Source organism: Rhizobacter sp. P2_H3 (assembly GCF_056403355.1).
The window spans coordinates 1-9,583 of sequence record NZ_JBFUFQ010000219.1; the positions used below are offsets into that span (position 1 = coordinate 1).

General features: G+C 69.3%; 11 protein-coding genes and 2 pseudogenes. 10 read left to right on the forward strand and 3 right to left on the reverse strand.

What is annotated here, in order from left to right; all coding sequences use genetic code 11:
• The 8 genes and pseudogenes from AC1D1T_RS26270 to lipA all read left to right on the forward strand — a co-directional run.
• A pseudogene (locus AC1D1T_RS26270) lies at positions 1-288 on the forward strand (VanZ family protein); the annotation flags it as partial.
• A 9-nt stretch (positions 289-297) separates the two neighbouring features.
• Positions 298-624 carry a (2Fe-2S) ferredoxin domain-containing protein gene (locus AC1D1T_RS26275; RefSeq protein ID WP_047510223.1) on the forward strand — a complete coding sequence of 109 codons (327 nt, stop codon included), beginning with the start codon at positions 298-300 and terminating at the stop codon, positions 622-624.
• Between the two features lie 13 nt (positions 625-637).
• Positions 638-1,252 carry an alpha/beta hydrolase gene (locus AC1D1T_RS26280; RefSeq protein WP_047510221.1) on the forward strand — a complete coding sequence of 205 codons (615 nt, stop codon included), beginning with the start codon at positions 638-640 and terminating at the stop codon, positions 1,250-1,252.
• A gap of 41 nt (positions 1,253-1,293) precedes the next feature.
• Positions 1,294-2,484, forward strand: a complete 1,191-nt coding sequence (locus tag AC1D1T_RS26285) for a D-alanyl-D-alanine carboxypeptidase family protein (RefSeq protein ID WP_477992791.1) — start codon at positions 1,294-1,296, stop codon at positions 2,482-2,484.
• 39 nt (positions 2,485-2,523) lie between these two features.
• On the forward strand, positions 2,524-3,399 hold the full coding sequence (locus tag AC1D1T_RS26290; RefSeq protein ID WP_047510217.1) for a D-amino acid aminotransferase: 876 nt from the start codon (positions 2,524-2,526) through the stop codon (positions 3,397-3,399).
• Between the two features lie 43 nt (positions 3,400-3,442).
• Positions 3,443-3,718 (forward strand): YbeD family protein, encoded by a 276-nt coding sequence (locus AC1D1T_RS26295; protein ID WP_052212931.1) that lies wholly within the window; start codon positions 3,443-3,445, stop codon positions 3,716-3,718.
• A 15-nt stretch (positions 3,719-3,733) separates the two neighbouring features.
• A complete protein-coding gene (gene lipB, locus AC1D1T_RS26300) occupies positions 3,734-4,399 on the forward strand; it encodes a lipoyl(octanoyl) transferase LipB (RefSeq protein ID WP_477992792.1) in 666 nt (221 codons plus the stop codon).
• Positions 4,400-4,443: 44 nt separating this feature from the next.
• Positions 4,444-5,436 (forward strand): lipoyl synthase, encoded by a 993-nt coding sequence (lipA, locus tag AC1D1T_RS26305; RefSeq protein WP_047510213.1) that lies wholly within the window; start codon positions 4,444-4,446, stop codon positions 5,434-5,436.
• On the opposite strand, the gene AC1D1T_RS26310 is transcribed toward lipA, so the two are convergent.
• A complete protein-coding gene (locus AC1D1T_RS26310) occupies positions 5,437-5,958 on the reverse strand; it encodes a TlpA family protein disulfide reductase (RefSeq protein WP_477827233.1) in 522 nt (173 codons plus the stop codon).
• Between the two features lie 12 nt (positions 5,959-5,970).
• Between AC1D1T_RS26310 and AC1D1T_RS26315 the strand changes: the two genes are divergently transcribed.
• Positions 5,971-6,672 carry a DUF4197 domain-containing protein gene (locus AC1D1T_RS26315; RefSeq protein ID WP_047510209.1) on the forward strand — a complete coding sequence of 234 codons (702 nt, stop codon included), beginning with the start codon at positions 5,971-5,973 and terminating at the stop codon, positions 6,670-6,672.
• On the opposite strand, the gene AC1D1T_RS26320 is transcribed toward AC1D1T_RS26315, so the two are convergent.
• The gene (locus tag AC1D1T_RS26320; RefSeq protein ID WP_047510207.1) at positions 6,665-7,810 is read right to left on the reverse strand and encodes a hypothetical protein; all 1,146 of its coding nucleotides are present in this window, start codon (positions 7,808-7,810) and stop codon (positions 6,665-6,667) included. The genes AC1D1T_RS26315 and AC1D1T_RS26320 overlap by 8 nt on opposite strands.
• Before the next feature lie 144 nt (positions 7,811-7,954).
• Positions 7,955-9,205: a CaiB/BaiF CoA transferase family protein gene (locus AC1D1T_RS26325; RefSeq protein WP_477992793.1), complete on the reverse strand. Its 1,251-nt coding sequence runs from the start codon at positions 9,203-9,205 to the stop codon at positions 7,955-7,957.
• A gap of 39 nt (positions 9,206-9,244) precedes the next feature.
• On the opposite strand from AC1D1T_RS26325, the pseudogene AC1D1T_RS26330 reads away from it, so the two are divergent.
• Positions 9,245-9,583 (forward strand): annotated as a pseudogene (locus AC1D1T_RS26330) (hypothetical protein); the annotation flags it as partial.

Sequence of the window (9,583 nt, forward strand, 5' to 3'; positions counted from 1 at the left end):
CTGCTGAGCGGTGCGATCGCCGGGCTGCTGCTGCTGCGCATCCCGCGCCGCGGCGCGGCCGGGCTCGGCCTGGTGGTCGTGACGGCGCTGGTCGCGCTGGTGGCGCAGGCGCCGACCGATCCCTACTTCGCCGAGAGCCTGCAAGGCTGGGAGCAGGGACGCTTCATCCGCTTCCATGGCCTCGCGCAATGGGTCGGCTGGTTGTGGCCGTACGCGGCGCTCGTCTACCTGCTCGCCCGCGTGGCCGCCAGGGACAGCATCGAGCGGGCCGCTGCGGCAGGTCCGTAAAATGCGCCGATGACCTATTTCAAGCGCCACATCTTCTTCTGCCTGAACCAGCGCGACAAGGGCGAAGACAGCTGTGCCAACCACCATGCGCAGGCCGGCTTCGAGCGCTGCAAATCGCGCACCAAGGCCGAGAAGCTGGCCGGTCCCGGCGGCGTGCGGGTCAACAAGGCGGGTTGCCTCGATCGCTGCGCCGGCGGGCCGGTGGCGGTCGTGTACCCCGAAGCCGTCTGGTACACCTATGTCGACGATGCCGACATCGACGAGATCGTCGAGTCGCATCTGAAGAACGGCGTGGTGGTCGAGCGGCTGCTGCTGCCCGATTCGGTCGGACGCTGACCGGGCCGTGCAGATGAATGCGAAGACCGTCAAGCAGCTGACACCGGGCCCCGCGGGCGCGCTCGAATGCGCGCTCGACCGCCCCGAGGGCGAGCCGCGCGGCGTGGCGGTGGTCTGCCATCCGCACCCGCAGCAGGGCGGCACGATGGACAACAAGGTGGTGCAGACACTGGCGCGCGCCTTCCTGCAGCTGGGCTACCGCACCGTGCGCTTCAACTTCCGCGGCGTGGCGGCCTCCGAAGGCGCGTGGGACGAAGGCCAGGGCGAGATCGACGATGCGCTGGCGGTGATCGCCGCGCACCGCGACCCGGCGCTGCCGCTGGTGCTGGCGGGCTTCTCGTTCGGCGGCTACGTCGCGTCACAGGCGGCCGCGCGCCTGCCCGATGATGCGAAGGCCGAGCGGCTGGTGCTGGTCGGGCCGTCGACGCAGAAACAGAAGGTCGCGCCGGTGCCGGAGGAAACTTTGGTGATCCACGGCGAATCCGACGAGATCGTGCCGCTGTCGGCCACCCTCGACTGGGCACGGCCTCAATCCCTGCCGGTGGTGGTGATCCCCGGCGTGGGCCATTTCTTTCACGGGCAGCTGGCGCTGCTGAAGAACCTGGTGGTGCGGTCCTGGCATCGTTGATGCCCGGGCTTCGCGCACCAGCCAACCTGATTCCGACGTTCATGAAAAGACTGTTTGCCCTCGTGCTGGCGCTTGGCGCCGCTGCCGTCTCGTCCGTTTCCTACGCGCAGGCGCCCCAGCCGCCGGAGATCGCGGCCAAGAGCTACATCCTGCTCGATGTGACCACCGGCCAGACGCTCGCCGAGCGCGAGGCGGATGCGCCGGCCGACCCGGCCTCGCTGACCAAGCTGATGACCGCCTACCTGGCGTTCGCCGCGCTGCGCGACCACAAGTTGACGCTGGAGCAGACGCTGCCGGTGTCGCTGCGCGCCTGGCAGGAGCGCAAGGGCGGCGGCTCGCTGATGTTCATCGAGCCGCGCAGCGCGCCGAAGGTCGACGACCTGCTGCGCGGGCTGATCGTCAACTCCGGCAACGACGCCGCGGTGGTGCTGGCCGAGGGCGTCGGCGGCACGCTCGACCAGTTCATCGAGCTGATGAACCGCCAGGCCCAGGCCTTCGGCCTGAAGAACACGCAGTTCAAGAACGCCACCGGCCTCACCGAGCCGGGCCACAAGAGCACGGCGCGCGACGTGGCCGTGATCGCGAGTCGCATCATCCGCGACTTCCCCGAGTACTACCCGATCTACTCGATCAAGAAGTACCACTACGAGGGCGCGCCGATCAGCARCGAGAACAACCGCAACGTGCTGCTGACGCGCGACCCGACCGTCGACGGCATGAAGACCGGCTACACCGAGGCCGCCGGCTACTGCATGGTGGTCTCGGCGCAGCGCGACTTCCCGAACCTCGCGGTCAACGGCGCCGGCGGCGGCAAGCGGCGCCTGCTCAGCGTGGTGCTGAACGCGGCCTCGATGGATGCCCGCGCGAACGAGAGCCAGAAGCTGCTGAACTGGGGCTTCCAGGCCTTCGACACGGTGCGCCTGTTCGAAGGCTCGAAGGCGGTGGCCACGGTGCAGGTCTGGAAGGGCACGGCGCGCGAGGCCCAACTGGGCGCGGCGAACGGGGTCTTCGTCAGCGTGCCCAAGGGCGAGGGCGCGAAGCTGCAGACGAAGATCGAGCGCACCGATCCGCTGGTCGCGCCGCTCGCTCAGGGCCAGCGCGTCGGCACGCTGAAGGTGACCACCTCGACCGGGGCGCCGGTGGCCGAGTTGCCGCTGGTCGTGCTGACCGGCGTCGAGCAGGCCGGCATCTTCGGCCGCGCCTGGGATGCCCTGCGGCTGTGGATCAAGTAAGCTCATCCGTTCCCACTGCATCCGTCCTCGGGAGCCCGCATGCAAGCCCTGCCTGACACCCTGTGCTACCTCAACGGCGAGTACGGTCCGCTGCGCGACGCCAAGGTGTCGGTGCTGGACCGCGGCTTCGTCTTCGGCGACGGCATCTACGAGGTCGTGCCCGTCTACGGGCGCCGCCTGTTCCGCTTCGACGAGCACCTGGCGCGCCTGAACCGCAGCCTGGGCAAGGTGCGCATCGCGAGCCCGTTCGACCGCGCCCAATGGCTGGAACGCTGCCGCAGGCTGATCGATGCGCAGGCGGCCGACGACCAGCTGCTCTACATCCAGGTCACGCGCGGCGTGGCGGTGCGCGACCACGTGATGCCGCCCGATCTGACACCGACGGTGTTCATGATGGCCAACCCGATGAAGCCGGCCGGCGCCGAACAGCGCCACCACGGCGTCGCCTGCGTCACGGCGCGCGACTTCCGCTGGGAGCGCGGCGACATCAAGTCGACCTCGCTGCTCGGCAACGTGCTGGCGCGCCAGATCTCGGCCGACCACGGCGCCGTCGAGACCATCATGTTCCGTGACGGCTTCCTGACCGAGGCCTCGTCCAGCAACGTGTGGGTCGTGCACGAGGGCGCGGTGCTGGGCGCCCCGAAGAGCGAGCACGTGCTCGAGGGCATCCGCTACGAGCTGATCCGCGAGCTGTGCGAGGAAGCCGGCATCGGCTACAACCTGCGCCCGATCTCCGAGGCCGAGGTGCTGGGCGCCGACGAGCTGATGCTGAGCTCGGCCACCAAGGAGGTGCTGGCGGTGACGCAGGTCGACGGCGAGGCCGTGGGCCATGGGGCGTTGCGCGGCAAGCCCGGCCCGATCTACGCGAAGCTGTATGAGGCCTACCAGCGGGCCAAGACGGTGCAGTCGATTTGAATTTTCCGCAGGCCGCCCCATCTGCGACGGCATGAACGCCACGATGCAAGACATTCCGCCCGACCAGTCGCTGATCGAATACCCGTCGCGCTTCCCGATCAAGGTGATGGGCACGAACGCCGACGGCTTCGTCCATGCGATCACGACGATCGCGAAACAGTTCGACCCCGAATTCGACGCGTCCACCGTCGAGATCCGCCCGAGCAGCGGCAACAAGTACCTGGGCGTGACGGTCACCGTCACCGCCACCAGCCGCGAGCAGCTCGACGAGCTGTACCGCACGCTGTCGACGCACCCGATGGTCAAGGTGGTGCTTTGATGTCGGTCCAGTGACGTGCCTGCGCTGCTGAAGCTGCTCGGCCCGACCGACTACGCGGCGGCCGGGCAGGCGATGCGTGAGTTCACCGAGCGCCGCACCGCCGACACGCCGGACGAGATCTGGCTGTGCGAGCACCCGCCCGTCTACACGCAGGGGCTGGCCGGCAAGGCCGAGCACGTGCTGGACGCGCACGGCATCCCGGTGGTGCAGACCAACCGCGGCGGCCAGGTCACCTACCACGRCCCCGGCCAGGTGGTCGCCTACCCGCTGATCGACCTGCGCCGGCTGGGCATCTACGTGAAGGAATACGTCTACCGGCTGGAGCACTGCGTCATCAAGACGCTCGAAGGCTTCGGCATCACCGGCCACCGGGTGCCCGGTGCGCCCGGCATCTACGTGAACCTGTCGGATCCGGCCGGGCATGCGGCGCTGACCGGGCCGCGGGCGGATGACTTCGAGGGCCTGGGCAAGGTGGCGGCGCTCGGCATCAAGGTCAGCCGGCATTGCACCTACCACGGCCTGGCGCTGAACGTGGCGATGGACCTGAGCCCCTTCAGCGGCATCAACCCCTGCGGCTACGCCGGGCTGCAAACGGTCGACTTGGCTACACTGGGCGTCCGCACCGACTGGACCACCGCGGCGCAGCGGCTGGGCGACCGGCTGGTGTCGCACCTGAGCTGACCTCATTGCGCTGATCCGTCGGCCGCCCCTCGAAAGTACCCCCGATGTCGACCGAAAACGTCATCCACCAGGCCCAGGACGCGGCCCATTACGATGCGAGCGCCAAGCAGAAGGCGCAGGCCAAGACGGCCCGCATCCCGATCAAGATCGTCGCGGCCGAGACGCTGAAGAAGCCGGACTGGATCCGCGTGAAGGCCGGCTCGCCGACCACCCGCTTCTACGAGATCAAGCAGATCCTGCGCGAGCACAAGCTGCACACGGTGTGCGAAGAGGCGTCGTGCCCGAACATCGGCGAATGCTTCGGCAAGGGCACCGCCACGTTCATGATCATGGGCGACAAGTGCACGCGGCGCTGCCCGTTCTGCGACGTCGGCCACGGCCGGCCGGATCCGCTGGATGCCGACGAGCCGCTGAACCTCGCGAAGACCATCGCGGCGCTGCGCCTGAAGTACGTCGTGATCACGAGCGTCGACCGCGACGACCTGCGCGATGGCGGCGCCGCGCATTTCGTCGAGTGCATCCAGCGCACCCGCGAGCTGTCGCCGGACACCCGCATCGAGATCCTGACGCCCGATTTCCGCGGCCGCATGGACCGCGCGCTGGAGATCCTGAAGGCGGCACCGCCCGACGTGATGAACCACAACCTCGAGACCGCGCCGCGCCTGTACAAGGAAGCGCGCCCGGGCTCGGACTATGCGTACTCGCTGAACCTGCTGAAGCGCTTCAAGGAATTCGCGCCTCACGTGCCGACCAAGAGCGGGCTGATGGTGGGCCTGGGCGAAACCGACGAAGAGATCCTGCAGGTGATGCGCGACATGCGCGAGCACGGCATCGACATGCTGACGATCGGCCAGTACCTCGCGCCGAGCGGCCACCACCTGCCGGTGCGGCGCTACGTGCACCCGGACACCTTCAAGATGTTCGAGGACGAGGCACTGAAGATGGGGTTCACGCACGCGGCCGTCGGCGCGATGGTGCGTTCGAGCTACCACGCGGACCAGCAGGCCCACCAGGCCGGCGTCGCGAACGCCGTCTGATCAGGCCGGGTCGGCGAGCAGCTTGTCGACCAGGGCCTGCAGCGCCACGAAGTCCGGCGCGCCGACGTAGCGCTTGACGATCTCGCCGCGCTGGTTGATCAGCACGCTGGTCGGCGTGCCCTCGATGGGGCCGAAGCTGCGGGCGACCGCGCCGGTGTTGTCGATCACCACGGTGAACGGCAACCGCCGCGATTCGGCGAAGTGGATCACCGAGGCCGGCGGGTCGTAGCTCATCGCCACCGCCAGCGTCTCGAAGCCGCGCGCCTTGAACCGGTTGTGGGTGGCTGCCAACTGCGGCATCTCGTGCACGCAGGTCGTGCAGGTGGTGGCCCAGAAGTTGACCAGCACCACCTGCCCCTTCAGTTGCGCGACGCTGCTGCGGCTGCCATCCAGGCGGACGAACGCGGCGTCAGGCGCCATCTCCGGGCGCGCGAGGACCGAATACACCGCATAAGCCCCACAAGCCGCTGCCGCGATTGCCAGAACACTCAACGCGACGGCAAGATGGCGGGTCAATTTCATGGGATGTGATCGATGCAGCGGAGAAAGTTTACGTCAGCGGTGCTCGCCGGCCTGGGACAGGGGTTTGGCTTTCTGGCTTGGAGCGGGCAGGCCCAGGCGTTCAGCCTCAGCGAAGGCGATGCCACCGCGGGCATCCGGGCGGCGCTGGAGCGCGGCGCGGTGTCGGCCGTCGGCCTGCTCGGCAAGCCGGACGGTTTTCTGTCGAACCCGAAGGTGCACATCCCGCTGCCCGGCTTCCTGAACGACGCCGCGCGCTTCCTGAGGGCGACCGGGCAGCAACGGCGCGTCGACGAGCTGGAAACGGCGCTGAACCGCGCCGCCGAGGCCGCGGTGCCCGAGGCGAAGACGCTGCTGGTCGGCGCGGTGAAGAGCATGAGCGTCGAGGACGCCAAGGGCATTCTGACCGGCGGCGACGGCTCGGTCACGCAGTTCTTCTCGGCCAAGACGCGCGAGCCGCTGGGCGTGCGCTTCCTGCCGATCGTCAAGCGGGCGACCGAGAAGGTGTCGCTGGCCGACAAGTACAACGCGGTGGCCGGCAAGGCGGCGAGCTTCGGGCTGCTGAAGCCGCAGGATGCCAACATCCACAGCTACGTCACCGAGAAGGCGCTCGACGGGCTGTTCCTGATGATCGGCGAGGAAGAGCACAAGATCCGCGAGAACCCGGTCGCCACCGGGAGCGCGATCCTGAAGAAGGTGTTCGGCAGCCTCAAGTAGTCTTCGACAGCTCGAACATCAGCGCCGACGGCAGCGAGGTCAGGATCGCGTCGCGCCCGACGCGCGCCATGCTCAAGCCGCCGAAGCCCGAGATCTCGAAGGCATTGCCCTCTTCGATGATCTCGATGAACACCACATCGCCACCGGCCGAATCGACCTCGTTGCGCAGGTCGTTGAAGCGGTCGCCGCGCAGCACCGACTCGACGACGATCGCATGCGGCAGGCCGCTGCGGCAGAAGTCGCGGGCCTCCTCGATCGAGGTGACGAAATCCACCAGCAGGCCCATGTTGCGCACCGCGTCGCGCACCTGGATGCGCACGTCGCGCCGCGAGGCGACCACCAGCACATGGCTGCCAGCCAGCGGCTTGGTGCGCGCCGACGGCGCGAAGCCGCGGTCCAGTTCGAGGATGCTCAGGCCTTCGAGCTGCTCGCTGACGGTGCGCGGGAACTCGATCGACAGCGTCACGTGGCTGCCTTCGATCTTGCGCTCGATCGGCAGGCCCATCGTCCACGCGGTCTGTTCGAGCAGGCGCCAGGCGATCGAATCCAGCGGCGAGCCTTCTTCCACCGTGGCCGGCGGCAGGTCGGCCTGGTCTTCGGGCTGGTAGGCGAACTTGCTGACCAGCCGTGCATGCGTCGGCCAAGTCTTGATGTCGATGCGGTACTCGATGGTCGACTGCGCATGCAGCAGCGACCAGTCCAGCAACGCGTTGAACAGGCTGAACAGCAGCGAGGCGTCGACGATCACGTCGGCCGGCTTCAGCACCTGCTTGATGTGGATGCCGCGCGCCTGCGTCTCGGCGGCGCGCTGGGTCAGCACGTCCTTCAGCGTCTGCGTGAGCGGCAGCCGCTCATGGGTCTGGCGCAGCCGGCCGGAGGCCAGGCGGCCCAGTTGCTGGCCGGCGATGCTGATGGCGCGCGCCTTCTGCAGTTCTTCCACCAGGCAGCGCAGGCTGACGCGGTCGATGCGACCGGTACCGGCGAGGGTCGTGACGCGTTCGAGCGCGCTGGTCAGCGGCGTCGCCATCTCGGCGCTGAGCTCGTTGACCACGTCCCGCCAGTGATCGCCCTCGTCCGGTTCGTGGCCGGCGTCGCGGTGGGCGGGCGCGGCAGCGCGGTCGAGTTCGGTCATGTCCATGTTGGCGTYCCTGTCCGTGGATGAACGGCTTGTGCGGGTTTGTCACCCTTGGTTGCAAGTGTCGTTCAGGCAGGCAGCGGAGGACACCCCCCGAGCGCCCCAATCCCCCGACCTTGGGGGTGTCGCACGGGGCTGCCGTGTCAGTTACAGGACATGCTGGCGGCGCAGCTCAGCGCGCTCGGCGTCCGACCAACCGAACTCGGCCAGCACCTCGTCGGTGTGCTCGCCGAGGAGCGGCGGCGCGCGGCGGTATTGCACCGGGGTGCCGGACAGCTTCATCGGGCTCGCGACCACGCGCAGCGTGTCGGCCAGCGGGTGCGGCATCGGCACGGTCATGCCGCGGGCCTGCACCTGTGGATCGGCGAAGACCTCGGCCAGGTCGTTGATCGCGCCGCACGGCACCTTGGCGGCCTCGAGGGCGGACAGCCACTGCTGCTTCGGTCGGGCCCGGACGATCTCCTCCAGCAGCGGCACCAGCATTGCGCGGTGGCGCACGCGGTCGGCATTGCGGGCGAAGCGCGGATCGGCGGCCAGCTCCGGCCGGCCGGCCACCTCGCAGAACTTCGCGAACTGGCCGTCGTTGCCGACCGCCAGGATCATGTGGCCGTCCGAGGTCTCGAACACCTGGTAGGGCACGATGTTCTGGTGGGCGTTGCCGGCCCGCCGCGGCGCGGCGCCGGTGGCGAGGAAGTTGGCACCGAGGTTGGCGAGCATCGCGACCTGGGTGTCGAGCAAGGCCATGTCGACGGCCTGGCCCTGTCCGGTGGCATCGCGGTGGCGCAGCGCGGCGAGGATCGCGACGCTCGCGTACATGCCGGTGAAGAGATCCGCCACCGCGACGCCCACCTTCTGCGGGCCGCCGCCGGGCAGGTCGTCGCGCTCGCCGGTCACGCTCATCAGGCCGCCGATGCCCTGGATGGCGTAGTCGTAGCCGGCGCGATCGGCATAGGGGCCGGTCTGGCCGAAGCCGGTGATCGAGCAGTAGACGAGGCGCGGGTACAGCGCGCGCAGCGCCGCGGCGCCGAGCCCGTAGCGGGCCATGTCGCCGACCTTGAAGTTCTCGATGAAGACGTCGCACTGCGCTGCCAGCCGGCGGATCAGGGCCTGGCCCTGCGGCCGCGCGATGTCGACCGTGATCGAGCGCTTGTTGCGGTTGGTGCCGAGGTAGTAGGCCGCCTCGGCGGTGTCCTCACCGTCGCGGGCCTTCAGGAAGGGCGGGCCCCAGCCGCGGGTGTCGTCGCCGCCGCTGCCGTCGCGCAGCGGGCGTTCGACCTTGATCACGTCGGCGCCGAGGTCGGCGAGCGTCTGGGTGCACCAGGGGCCGGCCAGCACCCGCGACAGGTCGAGGATGCGGACGCCCGACAGCGGCTGCGGCGGGGAGGGGGGAGTGCTCATGCGGGCGATTGTGGCGCCGCGGGTCGGGATAATGGACCGATGCCGCTTGACCGAGTTTCCCGACTTTGCATCGCCGCGTGCGCGGCCCTGGCGGCCTGCACGCCGTCGCTCGACTGGCGCGAGGTCCGCCCCGTGGGCGCCGGCGTGCTCGCGTTGTTCCCGTGCCGGCCTGCGCAGGATGTGCGGGTGGTGGCCCTGGCCGGCAGCCCGCTGACGATGAGCCTGCAGTCCTGTCAGGCGGCCGGTGCGACCTTCGCGCTCAGCGTCACCGATGCGCAGGACCCCGCGCGCGTCGCCGCGACGCTCGACGCGCTGCGGGTGGCTGCCGCCGGCAACCTGGGCGGAGTCCCGGTCGTTGCCGCGGCCGCCTCGGTGTCC